Source organism: Xanthomonas citri pv. mangiferaeindicae, from assembly GCA_002240395.1.
Classification (GTDB): domain Bacteria; phylum Pseudomonadota; class Gammaproteobacteria; order Xanthomonadales; family Xanthomonadaceae; genus Luteimonas; species Luteimonas citri_A.
Genome location: CP016836.1, coordinates 505,157 through 521,033, shown reverse-complemented (window position 1 = coordinate 521,033; position 15,877 = coordinate 505,157). Strand labels below are relative to the sequence as shown.

At 68.6% G+C, this 15,877-nt stretch carries 14 protein-coding genes and 1 pseudogene; 11 read left to right on the top strand and 4 right to left on the bottom strand.

Annotation, left to right across the window (positions count from 1 at the left end):
• Window positions 1-20: 20 nt before the first annotated feature.
• Window positions 21-1,319 carry a Na+ dependent nucleoside transporter domain-containing protein gene (locus BEN78_02315; protein ID ASR42400.1) on the bottom strand — a complete coding sequence of 433 codons (1,299 nt, stop codon included), beginning with the start codon at window positions 1,317-1,319 and terminating at the stop codon, window positions 21-23.
• Between the two features lie 187 nt (window positions 1,320-1,506).
• On the opposite strand from BEN78_02315, the gene BEN78_02310 reads away from it, so the two are divergent.
• The 10 genes and pseudogenes from BEN78_02310 to BEN78_02265 all read left to right on the top strand — a co-directional run bounded on the left by BEN78_02310 (window position 1,507) and on the right by BEN78_02265 (window position 11,575).
• Window positions 1,507-2,472 carry an alcohol dehydrogenase gene (locus tag BEN78_02310; protein ASR42399.1) on the top strand — a complete coding sequence of 322 codons (966 nt, stop codon included), beginning with the start codon at window positions 1,507-1,509 and terminating at the stop codon, window positions 2,470-2,472.
• Between the two features lie 91 nt (window positions 2,473-2,563).
• Window positions 2,564-2,785 carry a hypothetical protein gene (locus tag BEN78_02305; protein ID ASR42398.1) on the top strand — a complete coding sequence of 74 codons (222 nt, stop codon included), beginning with the start codon at window positions 2,564-2,566 and terminating at the stop codon, window positions 2,783-2,785.
• A 134-nt stretch (window positions 2,786-2,919) separates the two neighbouring features.
• Window positions 2,920-5,178, top strand: coding sequence for a sugar transporter (locus BEN78_02300; GenBank protein ASR42397.1), 2,259 nt, complete (start codon window positions 2,920-2,922; stop codon window positions 5,176-5,178).
• A gap of 2 nt (window positions 5,179-5,180) precedes the next feature.
• Entirely contained in the window at window positions 5,181-5,849 is a 669-nt protein-coding gene (locus BEN78_02295) for a hypothetical protein (protein ASR42396.1), read from the top strand.
• A pseudogene (locus BEN78_02290) lies at window positions 5,846-6,792 on the top strand (hypothetical protein). The gene BEN78_02295 and the pseudogene BEN78_02290 overlap by 4 nt, the downstream one beginning before the upstream one ends.
• Before the next feature lie 147 nt (window positions 6,793-6,939).
• Entirely contained in the window at window positions 6,940-7,902 is a 963-nt protein-coding gene (locus BEN78_02285) for a hypothetical protein (GenBank protein ID ASR42395.1), read from the top strand.
• 10 nt (window positions 7,903-7,912) lie between these two features.
• Complete coding sequence (locus BEN78_02280; GenBank protein ASR44856.1) at window positions 7,913-8,344, top strand: hypothetical protein; 432 nt, start codon at window positions 7,913-7,915, stop codon at window positions 8,342-8,344.
• Between the two features lie 81 nt (window positions 8,345-8,425).
• A complete protein-coding gene (gene gcvT / locus BEN78_02275) occupies window positions 8,426-9,523 on the top strand; it encodes a glycine cleavage system protein T (protein ID ASR44855.1) in 1,098 nt (365 codons plus the stop codon).
• Window positions 9,524-9,591: 68 nt separating this feature from the next.
• Window positions 9,592-9,987 (top strand): glycine cleavage system protein H, encoded by a 396-nt coding sequence (locus BEN78_02270; protein ID ASR42394.1) that lies wholly within the window; start codon window positions 9,592-9,594, stop codon window positions 9,985-9,987.
• A 1,060-nt stretch (window positions 9,988-11,047) separates the two neighbouring features.
• Entirely contained in the window at window positions 11,048-11,575 is a 528-nt protein-coding gene (locus BEN78_02265) for a hypothetical protein (protein ID ASR42393.1), read from the top strand.
• Between the two features lie 80 nt (window positions 11,576-11,655).
• Here the strand turns inward: BEN78_02265 and BEN78_02260 are convergent, their stop codons facing one another.
• The 3 genes from BEN78_02260 to BEN78_02250 form a co-directional block, all read right to left on the bottom strand.
• The gene (locus BEN78_02260) at window positions 11,656-12,360 is read right to left on the bottom strand and encodes a mannose-1-phosphate guanylyltransferase (GenBank protein ASR42392.1); all 705 of its coding nucleotides are present in this window, start codon (window positions 12,358-12,360) and stop codon (window positions 11,656-11,658) included.
• Window positions 12,361-12,495: 135 nt separating this feature from the next.
• Window positions 12,496-13,515: a sulfate transporter subunit gene (locus BEN78_02255; GenBank protein ID ASR42391.1), complete on the bottom strand. Its 1,020-nt coding sequence runs from the start codon at window positions 13,513-13,515 to the stop codon at window positions 12,496-12,498.
• Between the two features lie 105 nt (window positions 13,516-13,620).
• A complete protein-coding gene (locus BEN78_02250) occupies window positions 13,621-15,141 on the bottom strand; it encodes a peptidase M20 (GenBank protein ID ASR42390.1) in 1,521 nt (506 codons plus the stop codon).
• A gap of 209 nt (window positions 15,142-15,350) precedes the next feature.
• On the opposite strand from BEN78_02250, the gene BEN78_02245 reads away from it, so the two are divergent.
• Window positions 15,351-15,704, top strand: coding sequence for a hypothetical protein (locus BEN78_02245; protein ID ASR42389.1), 354 nt, complete (start codon window positions 15,351-15,353; stop codon window positions 15,702-15,704).
• Window positions 15,705-15,877 lie beyond the last annotated feature (173 nt).

Below are 15,877 nucleotides of genomic sequence, written 5' to 3'. Positions count from 1 at the left end.
GCTTTCGCAGTGATCCGGCGTCAGGCGCCGATGTAGGTCAGCACGCCGGCGATCGTCGCGGTCATCAGCGTGGCGATGGTGCCGCCGAGCACCGCGCGCAGGCCGAACCGCGCCAGATCCTGGCGGCGGTCGGGGGCCAGACCGCCGATGCCGCCGATCTGGATCGCGATCGAGCTGAAGTTCGCGAAGCCGCACAGCGCATAGGTCGCGATCAGGCGTCCCTGCTCGGTCAGCGCGATGCCCTCGACGCGGCCGTTGACGATGTCGGCCAACTGCAGGTACGCGACGAATTCGTTGATGACGATCTTCTGGCCGATCAGCGAGCCGACCACCGACGCGTCCTGCCACGGCACGCCGATCAGCCAGGCGATCGGGGCGAGCACGAAGCCGAAGATCGTCGCCAGGTTGGTCGGGCGGCCGATCGCCTCGGCCAGGCCGGTGGCCTCACCGATCCATTCCAGCGGCCAGTTGATCATCGCGATCAGCGCGATGAAGGCCAGCAGCATCGCGCCGATGTTCAGTGCCAGGCGCAAGCCGTCGCCGGCGCCGGCGGCCGCGGCATCGATGATGTTGCCGGTGGTCTTCTCGACTTCCATCTTGACCGTGCCGCGGGTCAGCGGCTCGCGCGTCTCGGGGATCAGGATCTTGGCGATGACCAGCGTCGCCGGTGCGGCCATGATCGAGGCGGCCAGCAGATGCTTGGCGTAGAACGCCTGTTCCTCGGGGTTGCCGCCGCCGAGCATGCCCACATACGCGGCGAGCACGCCGCCGGCGATGTGCGCCATGCCGCCGATCATCATCGTGATCAGCTCCGACTCGGTCATCCGCGAGATATACGGGCGCACGGTCAGCGGCGCCTCGGTCTGGCCGATGAACACGCTGGCGCACACGCTGGTGGTCTCGGCGCCCGAGACCCGCATCACCTTGGTGATCGCCAGCGCCATGACCCGCACGATCGCCTGCATCACGCCCAGGTGGTAGAGCACGCCCATCAGCGCGGCGAAGAAGATGATCGTCGGCAGCACCTGGAACGCGAAGATGAAGCCGTAGGTCTCCACATTCATCAGGCTGCCGAAGATGAACTCCGAGCCGGCGTTGACGAACGAGAGCACCTTGACGAAGCCGTGGCCCAGCGCATCGAACACCTCACGCCCGCCGGGCACGCGCAGCACGACCGCGGCGAACGCGATCTGCAGGGTGACGCCGGTGGCGACCAGCTTCCAGTCGACGGCGCGCTTGTTGTTGGAGAACAGCCACGTGATCGCGAGCAGCACGGCGAGTCCGAACAGGCCGAAGCCGATCCGCGTCAGGTCTTCCATCGTGGCCCCCAGGCCCGTCGACAAGTCGCGCAGCCTAGTGCAGCGGGCCGGCACGGGCAACCACGGGCGCTGTGAAGGCCGTGTCGTTCAGGCCCGTGGCGCCGTCGACGCGGTGCGCCGGGCGGCACCGACGGCGCGCGGGCACGGCTTGCATACACTGGTGCGCCCGACAGCGAGGAACCCGCCCATGCATTACCGTCGTCTCGGCACCTCCGGCCTGCAGCTCTCGGCGCTCTCGTTCGGCGCCTGGACCACCTTCGGGCGTCAGGTCGGCCGGGGCCAGGCGCGCGAGTTGGTGGCTGCGGCCTGGGACCACGGCATCAACTTCTTCGACAACGCGGAAGGGTATGCCAACGGCGAGGCGGAACGGGTGATGGGCGATGTGATCGCCGATCTGCGTCTGCCGCGCGACGGCTACTGCGTGTCGAGCAAGGTGTTCTTCGGCGCGGCGGCCGACCCCCTGCCCACCCAGCGTGGCCTGTCGCGCAAGCACGTGCGCGATGCCTGCGACGCCGCGCTGCGGCGGCTGCGGGTCGATCATCTCGACCTCTACTTCTGCCACCGCCCTGATCCCGATACCCCGGTGGCCGAGACCGTGTGGGCGATGGACACGCTGATCCGCCAGGGCAAGGTGCTGTACTGGGGCACGTCCGAATGGCCGGCGGCCGCGATCCGCGAGGCCGCGCAGATCGCGCGCACGCACCACCTGCACGGGCCGACGATGGAGCAGCCCGAGTACAACCTGCTGCGGCGCGAGCGGGTCGAACTCGAGTACGCCCCGCTCTATGCCGAGCTGGGACTGGGGACCACCACATGGTCGCCGCTGGCCTCGGGCCTGTTGACCGGTAAGTACGCCGGCGGCGTGCCGGCCGACAGCCGGCTGGCCCAGCCGGAGCTGGGTTGGTTGCAGCGCGAGCTGCTGGGGAATGCGGACCGGGTGGCGCGCGCGGCGCGGTTCGTCGCGTTGGCGGCCGAGCTGGGCGTCGCGCCGGCGCCGCTGGCGATCGCCTGGTGTCTGCGCAATCCGCACGTGTCCTCGGTGCTGCTGGGCGCCAGCCGGGTGGAGCAGCTGATCGAGAACCTGCAGGCGCTTGAGTTGGCGGCGTTGCCCGACAACGGCCTGTGGGCCCGGGTGGACGCACTGGCGGACTGAAACGCGCGGCTGTCTGTGGGACCGCGCGTACGGGACTTGACTGGGAAATGAGAATCACTAGCATTGGAGGCCCGCTCCCGAGGAACCGACCATGCTTGCGCCCCAGCTCCGCGATTCCGTTCCCGCCCGCGATTCGGCCGATGGCCACAACGTGCATCGCCTGGCCCGTGCCCACGATGCCCGTGCCCCCGAGCCGATCGAGCTCGACAGCGCGCAACTGCTGCGCGGCCAGCGCGAGCTGCAGATCCGTCATGGCAACGAGATCTATCGCCTGCGCCACACCCGCAACGACAAGCTGATCCTGACCAAGTAAGCCCGCCGTCGACCGGTGCCGCCGTCCCCCAGCGGCGGGCCCCGCTCGTTCACTGATCTCTCCGGTCGCCCGCCCGCGCGTCCCTCTCCCCGCGCCTGCCAGCCAGCCGTCGCCCTCCAAGCACGAGTCTGCGCATGCGCCTCCACCCGCTTTCTGTTTCTCTGGCCCTGGGCCTGTGTCCGTTCGCCGTGCTGGCGGCCCCCGACAGCGCCATCGACGCCGCCGCGCCGGCTGCGGCCGAGTTCGATCGGATCGTCGTCACCGCCACCCGCACCGAGCGCGCGATCGTCGATGTGCCCAACACCGTCGATGTGATCGACCGCGCGCGCATGGACACCCTGCTGGTCCGCGACATCGCCGACCTGTTCCGCTACGAACCCGGTGTGACGGTCGGTCGCGATGTCGGCCGCTTCGGCTTGTCGGACATCCGCATCCGCGGCCTGGGGGGCAACCGGGTACGCATCCAGACCGACGGCATCGCGGTCTCCGATGCCTTCGCCATCGGCAGTTTCTCCAACGCCAACCGCAACTTCGTCGATCCCGACACGCTCAAGCGGGTCGAGGTCGTGCGTGGGCCGACGAGTTCGCTCTACGGCTCGGACGCGCTCGGCGGCGTGGTCTCGTTCGTTACCAAGGACCCTTCCGACTACCTGGATGACGGGCGCGACGCGTATTTCGGCTTCAAGCTCGGCACGACCACCGCCGACGAAGGCCTGTTCGCCAACGCCACCGCCGCGTTCGGCGGCGCGCGCTGGTCCGGCCTGGTGGCGGTCGGCCATCGCCAGGGCAAGGAGACCGAGACCATGGGCGAGGTGGGCGGCGAGGGCAGCGCCCGCACGCAGGCCAATCCGCAATCGGCCAATGGCCGCAGCGTGCTGGCCAAGGCGGTGTTCGCGCCCGATGCGCGGCAGCGTTTCCGGCTGACGGTCGAAGGCAACGAGGACGATGTCGAGACCGATGTGCTGACCTCGTATGGCTTCCAGACCATGACGCGCGCGACCAACACTCAGGTGCTCGGTGACGACCACCAGTCGCGCCTGCGGGTGTCGTTCGGGCACGAGATCGACGGATTGTCCTGGGTACTCGCCGACGCGGTGGACTGGCAGCTCTACCGGCAGGACAGCCACACGCGTCAGGACAGTCTGGAGGCGCGTTCTGTGCCGGCCACGCAGATGACGCCGGCGTTGCGCGACCGCCGCGAACGCAGCTTCTTCTTCGACCAGCGCACCTATGGCGCGCAGGCCAATGCGCGCAAGACGTTCGAGACCGGCACGGTTGGCCACACGCTGGCCTATGGCCTGGACGTGGAGGTCGCAGAAACCAAGCAGAAGCGCGATGGCCGGCGCACGATCCTCGATACCGGCGCGGTGACCAACGTCATCAGTCCCGACGTCTTCCCGGTCCGCGATTTCCCGATCAGCGACACCACCAAGGCTGCGCTCTACGTGCAGGACGAGATCGCGTTTGCAGACGGCGCCTTCCGCCTGGTGCCTGCAGTCCGGGTTGATCACTACCGGCTCGAGCCCAAAGTCGACACGATCTTCCGCGAGGACAACCCGACCACGCAGGTCGCCGACCTCCGCAAGACCCGGGTGTCGCCCAAGCTCGGCGCGGTCTGGCATTTCGCCGACGTCTGGTCGCTGTTCGGCGGCTACGCCGCGGGCTTCCGCGCGCCGCCGTACAACGACGTCAATATCGGCTTCACCAACTTCGCCTTCGGCTACACCGCCATCCCCAATCCGGACCTGCGTCCGGAGACCAGCGACGGGCTGGAGCTGGGCCTGCGCTTCGCCGGCCGATCGGCCTATGCCGGCCTGACCGGCTACTACAACCGATACGACGATTTCATCGAGTCCACGCGGTTCGTCGGCATCGATCCGGACAGCGGTCTGATGGTCTACCAGTCGCAGAACGTCGACGATGCGCGCATCTGGGGCGTGGAGTTCAAGGGCGGGCTGGACCTCGATGTCCTGGCGCCGGCGCTCGACGGCTGGTCACTGCGCGGCGCGGCCGCCTGGTCGCGTGGCGAGGACCGCACCACCGGCGATCCACTGGCCAGCGTCGACCCGCTGACCGCCGCGCTGGGCCTGGCCTTCGAGGGCGACACCTGGGGCGCGGAACTGGCCGCGCGCTTCGCCGGCCGTCGCGACCGCCTGCCGCCGGCCAGCACGGCGGGCGGTTACCGGGAGACGCCAGGCCACGCGGTGCTCGACCTCTACGCTCATTGGACGTTCGCGCCCGGTACGACGGTCAACCTGGGCGTGCTCAACCTCGCCGACCGCAAGTACTGGCCGGCGGGCAATGTGCCGCTGGTCGCCGCCACCTCGACGACCTTCGACCGTTACACCGCGCCAGGACGCAGCCTGGCGGTCAGCTTCGCGGTCGATTTCTGATCATGGCGCGCGCGGCGACGATCGTGCCTGCGGCGTCGACGGACGATGTCGTCGCGACGTCGCCGCCGACGCCGGCGCAACTGGCGACCCTGGGCGCGGTGTTGTGCCTGCACCGGCCCGGTGCGGCGAGTGAGCTCGGCGGCTGGTCGCGGGCGCGCCGCGTCGAGGCACATCGCGCGCTCGATGGTGACGGCATGCGCGAGCACCTGCTGTTCTTCGATGGCCAAGACGCCTGCTGCTGGCAACTGCATCTGCTGCCTGACAGCGATTTCCTGGCATGGGAGGCGCTTATCGAGCGCTACCCGCTCGCCCGCAGTGCTCCGGCCGGCCTGGCCGAGCGCCTGTGGCACGGCTTGGCGCAGCGGCTGTGGATCGGGGGGTGGCAGGCGAGCGTCCTGCGCTTCCACGCGATGACGCCTGCCTGCACGACGATCGACGGCGCCGCGATGCTGGTCGCCAGTCTGGCGGCGATCTCGCCGTTGGGTGCCGACTGCGCGCGGCAGATTGTCCGCGCCTACGGCATCGCCCCGGGCGCGGCATTCGCCGACGACGCGCCGCACCGATGCCCGGTGCCTGTCACCGATCCCACCCGCGCCGCTGGCGCGATGCCACCGCGCCGCGTCCGCGACCGCGCACGCCCGTTTCCACCTGTTTTCGGAGAACCTGCATGAATCCGCAAGCCGCCGCCCTGGCGTTCGTTCTGCTGCTGGCCCCGGCCTTCGCAGTGTCCGCCACAGCAACGCCAGCCCACGACCCCGCCGCCGATCGTGCCGCCATTCTCGCGATGCAGGGCGAGTACACGGTGCGCTTTTCGTTCGAGGAGACCGCAGTGCTGGCGCCGGGTTACGAGCGCGTCGCCGCCAAGGACAGCGGCGGCGACGAAGTCGTGATCGTGGTCGAGGACGCCCCGGCCGCATCGTGCTCCAGCACCTGCTGCTCGACGTCAAGAGCGGACACGTGGTCAAGCACTGGCGCCAGGACTGGCACTACGAGGCGCCGACGCGCTGGGAGTTCACCGCCGACCAGACCTGGCAGCAGCGCGAGGTGCCGGCCGAGCTCGTCCGCGGCGGCTGGACGCAGTGCGTCTACGAAGTCAGCGATGCGCCGCGCTATTGCGGCAGCGGGCGCTGGGTGCACGCCGGCGGCATCTCGACCTGGACCTCGGACGCGGATTGGCGCCCGCTGCCGCGCCGCGAGTACACCAAGCGCAGCGACTACAACGCACTGGGGGCGATCAACCGTCACACGATCGTGCCCGGCGGCTGGACCCACGAGCAGGACAACACCAAGACCGTGCGCGATGCGCGGGGCCGGCCGACCGCGCAATTGGTGCGTGAGTTCGGTTTCAACGATTACGTGAAGACCACAGCGATCGACTTCTCGCCTGCCTACGCCTACTGGGATGCCACCCAGGGCTACTGGGCTCGCGTGCGCGAGCGCTGGGAACGGCGCCTGGCCGCGCCTGCGGGCGTGCGCCTGAAGACGGAGATCGACGGCATGGCGCTGATCGTGCCGCTGTTCGAGCAGGCGCAGACCGTGCAGGACGGCGGTACGGTGACCGATGGCCAGATCGATGCGGTGTTCGAGGCCTGGGTGACGACCGCGACGCCGTAACGGACGCTGCGCGGCGCGCTTGGGCCCGGCTTGCAGCAGGGACGCCGCAAGCCGCTGCCGGCCGCGATGGATCGCGACCGTGCGTCACGACGGCTCGCCCTATACTCGGTCCAGCGCGGATGTCCGCGGATCGAATAGGGGAAACGCATGGGAACGGGATTGTTTCTGGCGGTGGTGCTCGCGCTCGCTGGCGTCATCGTGTTGTTCAAGACGGTGCGCATGGTGCCGCAGGGCTACGAGTGGACCGTCGAGCGCTTCGGCAAGTACACCCATTCGATGGCGCCGGGTCTGCACTTCCTGATCCCGATCGTCTATGGGGTCGGCCGCAAGATCAACATGATGGAGCAGGTGCTCGACGTGCCCAGCCAGGACGTCATCACCAAGGACAACGCGGTCGTGCGCGTGGACGGTGTGGTGTTCTTCCAGGTTCTCGACGCGGCCAAGGCGGCCTACGAGGTCTCGAATCTGGAGATCGCGACGATCGCGCTGGTGCAGACCAACATCCGCACCGTGATCGGCTCGATGGACCTCGACGAGTCGCTGAGCAACCGCGAGACGATCAACGCCCAGTTGCTCAACGTCGTCGACCACGCCACCAACCCTTGGGGCATCAAGGTCACCCGCATCGAGATCCGCGATATCCAGCCGCCGCGCGACCTGGTCGACTCGATGGCGCGTCAGATGAAGGCCGAGCGCGAACGCCGCGCGGTCATTCTTGAGGCCGAGGGCCACCGGCAGTCGGAGATCCTGCGCGCCGAGGGCGACAAGCAGGCCGCGATCCTGCAGGCCGAGGGCCAGAAGGAAGCCGCGTTCCGCGAGGCCGAGGCGCGCGAGCGTCTGGCCGAGGCTGAGGCGCGGGCGACCGAAATGGTGTCCAACGCGATCGCCAACGGCGACGTGCAGGCGATCAACTATTTCGTCGCGCAGAAGTACGTCGAAGCGTTCGAGAAGCTGGCGACGGCGCCGAACCAGAAGTTCGTGCTGATGCCGATGGAGACCAGCGGCATCATCGGCTCGATTGCCGGCATCGGCGAGCTGGCCAAGGAAGCGCTGGGCCAGAAGACCCAGGCGCGTCCGCAGGCGCCGGCACCGCAGCGCGGCGGGCTCTGACATGGACTGGCTGCGCGCGGACGTCGTCGGCTGGGCTGCGGTCGCGTTGCTGCTGATGGCGGCCGAGACCCTGGTGCCCGGCGCGTTCCTGCTGTGGATGGGATTTGCGGCCGCGGCGGTATTCGTCGTCGCCCTGCTGGTGCCGGGCCTGGCGCTGCTGCCGCAGGTCGCGCTGTTCGTCGTGCTCAGCTTCGTGTCGGTGCTGGTGTACCGCACCTGGTTCCGCAAGCGTGAGCGCCCGAGCGATCACCCCACGCTCAACCGGCGCGCGTCCCAGCACGTTGGTCGCGTTGTGCCACTCGATCAGGCGATCGTGGCTGGGCGCGGGCGGGTCAAGATCGGCGATGCCTTCTGGGTCGTCGAGGGTGCCGATCTGCCGGCCGGCACCCCGGTGCGCATCGTCGGTACCGACGGGGTGAATCTGCACGTCGAAGTCGCTTGATCTCGTTGTTCCAGGAGGCGGCCGGTGATGCCGCCGACCTGCGATAATGCCGGCTTTCCGCAGGCGAGCCGGCAGTCCAACATGACCCAGAAGACCATCCTCAACGCATCGCACCGCGCCCTGGGCGCGCGCATGGTCGACTTCGGCGGCTGGGACATGCCGCTCAACTACGGCTCCCAGATCGAGGAGCATCACCACGTCCGCCGCGATGCCGGCATGTTCGACGTCAGCCACATGACCGTGGTCGACCTGCGCGGTGCGCAGACCCGTGCGTTCCTGCGTCAGCTCGTCGCCAACTCGGTGGACAAGCTCAAGAACCCGGGCAAGGCGCTCTACACCTGCATGCTCACGCCCGAAGGCGGGATCATCGACGACCTGATCGTCTACTTCATGGCCGATGACTGGTTTCGGCTGGTCGTCAATGCCGCCACGCGCGACAAGGACCTGGCTTGGATCCAGGCGCAGGCCGCCGGGTTCGAAGTCGAGGTCAGCGAGCGTCCGGAGTTGGCGATGATCGCCGTGCAGGGACCGCAGGCGCGGGCCAAGGTCGCCGGGCTGCTCGGGCAGGTCGACGCGCTGGTGCTCGACAAGCTCGGCCGCTTCGCTGCGGCCGAACTCGAGGCCACGCCGTTCGGCGACCTGTTCGTCGCGCGCACTGGCTACACCGGCGAGGACGGCTTCGAGATCGTCGTCCACGAGCGCCATGCGGTCGCACTGTGGGAGGCGCTGCACGCCGCCGGCGTCGCGCCGGCTGGCCTCGGCGCGCGCGACACCCTGCGCCTGGAAGCCGGGCTCGCGCTCTACGGTCAGGACATGGACGAGACGGTCTCGCCCTACGAGGCCGCGCTCGGCTGGACGGTCGCGCTCGACGAAGGCCGCGCGTTCAACGGCCGTGCGCTGCTCGAACAGCACAGCACGGCCGCGCCGCGGCAGATGATCGGCCTGGTCATGGACGACAAGGGCGTGCTGCGCCACGGCCAGACGGTGACCACCGCCCAGGGGCAGGGCGAGATCCTGTCGGGGACGTTCTCGCCGACGATCGGCAAGGCGATCGCGTTCGCCCGCGTGCCGGCCGGCGAGACGGGCGAGGTGACCGTCGACATCCGCGGCCGCCAGGTGCCGGTGCGCGTGGTCGCATTCCCGTTCGTGCGCAACGGCCGGGTCGTCGACGGCATCTGATCCACCGCAAGACCCTTGGCTTACACTAGCGCCACTTTCCCGCAGTCACCTTTTCACCGGAGCCGACAATGAGCGAAATCCCTGGCGACCTGAAGTTTCTGAAGTCACACGAATGGGTCCGTGTCGAAGGCGACGGCAAGGTCACCGTCGGCATCTCGGACCATGCCCAGGGCCTGCTCGGCGACCTGGTGTACGTCGAACTGCCTGCCGTCGGCGACACCGTCGAGGCCGGCAACGGCGTCGCCGTGGTCGAGTCGGTCAAGGCGGCCTCGGACGTGTATGCCCCGGTGTCGGGCAAGATCGCGGCGGTCAACGCCTCGCTCGCCGACAAGCCCGAGACCATCAACGAAGACGCCTTCGGCGAAGGCTGGCTGTTCGTCATCGAGCTCGACGATCCCGACCAGCTCGCCGACCTGCTCTCGCCCGACGACTACGCCGAACTGCTGGAGGAGGAGGCCGACTAAGGCCGCCTCGCAATCCGTGTTCACCAAAGCGCGCCCCACGGGGCGCGCTTTTTTTTGTTGGTTCCCTGCACCACCCGGCAGGCGGCGCAATACGGGCGCTGTCAGTTCTCGTTCCCTTGGCGGTTCCGGTAACGCGTCTGCACTAGGCCAGATGCGCATGTGCGAGTGGCGACTCACGCGCCATGGCTTAGGCCCCCGACACCGGGGCGCGATGCGCACCGTCCGACTCGACGGTCGACCCTCTGTCCTCTGTCCTCTGTCCTCTGTCCTCTGTCCCCGGCCGTCAGTCGTCAGTCGTCAGTCGTTCGTCGTCCGTCGTCGGTCTCTCATCGTCGGTCGTCGTGGCGATGCCGGTCGAGGTGTCTTGTGCGAGGTGTCGCGGGGGCGAATGCGTCGCGCACTTTTCGCGCAAACCGATGCTGCGACGACGCATCGGCCGGTTCGTGTCTACATCGCGTTCACCGGCCGGTTGGCGCGGTGATGAATGTTTCACCACAGCGCACCGCGTCGCTTGCGCGTGCTCGGTGGACATCGCAATGCCGGTCGACTGTCGTGCAGAGTGCTTGTTTCAAGTACTTTCGTCGCTTCGCATGCGACGGCCGATCGCGTACGCCGACGGTCGCATCAGCAAGTGACACGCCTCGTGCGCATCACGGCCGCGGCGGACGTCGGAGATCGGGCGCAACAAAAGCATGTCCGCCTGTTGACAGTGGAAAAAACCGTGATTAGGTTTCGCGGCAACACACGCCCGCTATCAAACGAGTGAGTCGAGCCCCGACAACAACGCGCTGCACAACTCGGACCTCCGCCAGGAACATCACAAGGTGGATGCGGGCAGCATCTCCGCCGCAATTCCCCGACATCGAATCCGGCACCCCGTCGCGCGCGACGTGGGTGCCTTCGCATCACCGGGATGCTGTCGCCCATGCGACGACCTTCCGACCGAATCCGTCCCGATGCGCAGGGCGCGTCGACGGGTGCACGCGGGTCCGACTCCCGCGCGCCGTTTTGAGTACTGGGCAGCTGTACATGCAAGTCCACTGACGAGGAGAGCCATCCCATGGCCACGAAGAAAGCTGCAAAGAAGACCACCGCCAAGAAGGCGGCCAAGAAGACCGTCCGCAAATCCGCTGCCAAGAAGGCCGTGAGCAAGGCCAGCAAGGCGACGAAGAAGGTCGCCAAGGCCGCTAAGAAGGCGACCAAGAAGGTTGCGAAGAAGGCCACCAAGAAGACCGCCAAGAAGGCTGCGACCAAGAAGTCGGCCACCAAGAAGGCGACCAAGAAGTCGGCTGCGAAGAAGGCCACCAAGAAGGCCACCAAGAAGTCGGCTGCCAAGAAGACCGCCAAGAAGTCGGCCACGCGCAAGAGCGCCACCAAGAAGACCGCCACCCGCAAGGCCGCGACCAAGAAGGCCGCGACCAAGAAGACTGCGGCGAAGAAGGCGACCAAGAAGACAGCCAAGAAGGCGGCTGCTCGCAAGACCACGAAGACGGCGGCCAAGAAGGCGCCTGCCAAGCGTGCACCTGCCAAGCGTGCCAAGAAGAGCGCGCCGGTCGTCATCCCGACCATGCCGACGCCGCTGATCTGACCGACGGCCTGTTGGGCCGTCACCGCAAAACTCTTCCTCCGCATGCCCAGGCGGAGGAGGAGTTTTTTTTTGGTGCGAGCTCAGCGCGCTTGGGCGAGGGCGGCGTCGAGTGCGGCGAGCCGTTCGGGCGTGCCGACGTCGGTCCACGCGCCGCGGTGGTGCTCGCCCGAGACCGCGCCCCGCGCCATTGCCGCGCGCAGCAGCGGCGCCAGGCGGAACCGTGGCGGCGTGGCATCGGCCCCCGTCGCGTCGCCGGTGATGTCGCGCCAGCCTGCCAGCAACGCCGGGCGGTAGATCCCGATGCCGGCGAAGGTCAGCCGGTCCGGACCCGACGCGTGCACGCGGTCGCCTTCGAGCACGAAGTCGCCTTCGCTGTGGTGCGCCGGATTGTCGACCAACACCAGGTGCGCGTCGCCGTTCGGCTCGCGCGGTAGCGATGCGAGATCGTGGTCGCTCCAGATGTCGCCGTTGATCGCCAGAAACGGCGCCTCGCCCAGCAACGGTAACGCCTGCAGCATGCCTCCCCCGGTTTCCAGCGGCGGGGTGCCCTCGTGCGAATAGTGCAGTTGCAGGCCCCAGCGTTCGCCATCGCCCAGGACGGGCGCGAAGCATTCGGCCAGCCAAGAGACGTTGATGACGACCTCGCGCACGCCTGCGCTGGCAAGACGCTCCAGGTGCCAGACGATCAGCGGCTTACCGCCCACGACCAACAGCGGCTTGGGGGTGTGGTCGGTCAGCGGCCGCATGCGTTCGCCAAGGCCCGCAGCGAAGATCAGCGCCTTCATCGGGCCGCGCTCGTCGCGGGCGCGCGCATCCGTGCTGCGGTAGTGGGGAAGGAGGGAAGCAACTTGGCGGCCTGCTCGGGCAATGGGGCCAACAGCTTACCGGGGCGCCGCGATGTGGGCTCGATCACCGGACGCTCAGCGTGCGGCGCCGACCACGTGGTCGAATAGCCCGCCGGCGGCGAAGTGCACCCGCTGGGCGTGTTGCCAGCCACCGAATGCCGCATCGACCGTCACCATCGGCACGGCGCGAAAGCGCGCGCGCTGCGAGGCCGGTACCTGGCTCGGGTCGGAAGGCCGATAGTGGTGTTGCGCGGCGAGCCGTTGCCCGGTCGGCGAATACAGGTACCGCAGGTAGGCGTCTGCGCACGCGCGGGTGTCGTGTGCATCGACATTGCGGTCGATCAGCGCGACTTGCGGCTCGGCCCGGATGCTCAGGCTCGGATAGACGATCTCCAGCGCCTGGCTGGTGTGCGGATCGGCGAGCAGGCGCAGCGCCTCGCTCTCCCAGGCCAGCAGCACGTCGCCGTGACCGCCCTCGACGAACGATCGGGTCGCTCCGCGCGCGCCGGCGTCGGCAACGACGACGTGGGCGAACAGGCGCCGCATCCAGTCCAGCACCTGGGGGCCGTCGCGATACGTGCGCGAGGCCCAGGCCCACGCAGCGAGATAGTTCCAGCGCCCACCGCCGGAGGTCCGCGGGTCGGGCGTGACCACACCCACGCCGGGCCGCACCAGATCGCTCCAATCATGGATCCGTTGCGGGTTGCCCTTGCGCACGAGCAGGACGACAGTCGAGGTGTAGGGCACGCTGTCATGGGGCAGGCGCGTGCGCCAGTCCGGATCCAGCAGGCCGGCCCCGGCGAGGGCATCGATGTCCGCGGCCAGTGCCAGGGTCGCCACGTCTGCAGACAGCCCGTCGACGATCGCCCGCACCTGCTCGCCCGAGCCGCCATGGTGCATGCGGATGTCCACGGCGTCGCCGGTGCGCTGGCGCCAGTACGAGGCGAACGCACGGTTGTAGTCGACGTAGAACTCGCGGGTCGGATCGAACGACGCGTTGTGCAGGGTCGTCTCGCGCGCGGCCGCAGGGCCGCAGGCCACGGCCGACGCCAGCGTCAGGACGAGCAGGGCGATCGAGTGCGGACGAAAGCGCATACGTGTGGGAGGGAACGGACCGGGTTGCCCGACCTTAGCGCGCCGCCGGGTGGTGCGACAGTGCGCACCGCCGGGACGATGCCGCGGCATCGTCCCGGTGGACGGTCAGCAGCAGCCGTGATCGCCGTGACGCTGGCCGCTGTCGGCCGCGACCGCCGATCCCGAGGTCTCGCCGCGCTGACTGGCGTGGTGATGCTCGGCAATCACTCGGGCCACGCAGGCAGTGACTCGCTTGCCCATCTCGATGTGCAGGAACTCGTTCGGCCCGTGGGCATTGGAGTGTGGACCGAGCACGCCGGTGATCATGAACTGCGCGCCGGGGAACTTCTCGCCCAGCATGCCCATGAACGGGATCGAGCCACCTTCGCCCATGTACATCGCCGGCTTGCCGAAGAACGCCTGGCTGGCCGCCTCGATCGCCTCCGACAGCCACGGCGACATCGCCGGCGCGTTCCAGCCGGTCGCGGCCTTCTCCAGCGCCAGCGTGACTGTCGCGCCGTTGGGCGGATCCTGGGTCAGCGCCTGCTGCAGCAGCTCACCGGCCTGTTTGCCGTCGACCGTGGGCGGCAGGCGCAGCGAGAGCTTGACCGCGGTGTGCGGGCGCAGCACGTTGCCGGCCGACTGCAGCGACGGCAGCCCGTCGACGCCGGTCACCGACAGCGCCGGGCGCCAGGTGCGGTTGAGCACGAGCTCGGCGAGGTCCTCGGTGACATTGCCGTCGGCATCGACCGGGAACATCGGTCGCAGCGCGCCGGTCAGCGGGAACTTGTCGTAGATCGCGGTATCGAGCACCTCGGCGGCGCGGCGCGCCTGCTCGAGCCGCTCGGCCGGGATGTCGGCATGCAGCCCTTCGGGCAGGATCCGGCCGGTCTTCTCGTCCTCGATGCGCGACAGCAACTGGCGCAGCAGGCGGAAGCTCGAAGGCACCACGCCCGACGCGTCGCCCGAGTGCACGCCCTCGTCGAGCACCTTGACCGTCAGGTTGCCCCCGGCCAGGCCGCGCAGCGACGTGGTGCACCACAGCTGGTCGTAGTTGCCGCAGCCCGAGTCCAGGCAGACGACCAGCGACGGCTTGCCGATGCGGTCGGCGAGGTGGTCGACGTAGGCGGGCAGATCGTAGCTGCCCGATTCCTCGCAGGCCTCGATCAGCACCACGCAGCGCGCATGCGGCAGGCCCTGCTCGTGCAGCGCCAGGATGGCGGTCAGCGAGCCGTAGATCGCGTAGCCGTCGTCGGCGCCACCGCGGCCGTAGAGCTTGCCGTCGCGCAGCACCGGCTGCCAGGGGCCGAGGTCGTCATCCCAGCCGATCATCTCCGGCTGCTTGTCCAGATGCCCGTACAGCAGCACGCAATCGTCGTTGCTGCCGCCGTTGGCGGCGGGGATCTCGATGAAGATCAGCGGCGTGCGGCCTTCCAGGCGCACCACCTCCAACTGCATGCCGGGGATCGCCTGGGCGCCGGCCCAACCGGCCATCAGCTCGACGGCGCGCTCCATGTGGCCGTTGGCCACCCAGTCGGCGTCGAACATCGGCGATTTGTTCGGAATACGGATGTATTCGACAAGCTGCGGGACGATCTCGTCGTCCCATTTGGCGCCGACGAAACGGTCGGTGCGGCGGGTATCCATGGCGCGAGCTCCACTTGCGGCGTAAGCGGCCATTCTACCGCGCGGGCGTTGTAGGACTTTTCCTACACGAAATTGGGGAGTCGGCCTGCTTCGCGACGGCGGACAGGCGGATAGGCTGTGTCCATGGCGTTGGGGAGACTGGCAACACCGACAGGGATGACAGATTGCCAGTCGGGAAAGGAATCCACCCAATCGCCAAGGAGTTCGCCATGAAGCCGTTCAAAGCCCTCATCGCCGCTCTCGTCCTCTCGCTGTTGATGGCCGGTTCGGCCTTCGGCGCAGACGGGGTCGAGAAGGTCAACGTCAACACCGCCGATGCCACGACCCTCGCCCGGGTGCTGCACAACATCGGGCCGTCCAAGGCCGAGGCGATCGTGGCTTACCGGGACGAGAACGGGCCGTTCCGCAGCGCCGAGCAACTGGCCATGGTCAAGGGCATCGGTCTGCGCACGGTCGAGAACAACCGGGACCGGATCGAGCTGGGGTCGCCGATGGCGCGCCAGCAGCAGACCGCCCAGCGCGCGTCGGGGACGTCGGCCAAGGGCGCGGCGCAGCAGCGCTGAGCCACCCATCGCCCGCACCGGGGCAAGGAGCGTCGGTGCAGGTCGAGGAGCGGGATGCTCCACAGGATCTGGCAAGGACGCCGTTACATGGATGTAGCCGTCGCCCGCCCCGCATTGGATGCGTGGCGGGCGACCTCTTTTGGGGCCCGCGCCGATTGCACGGCGCGCCATCT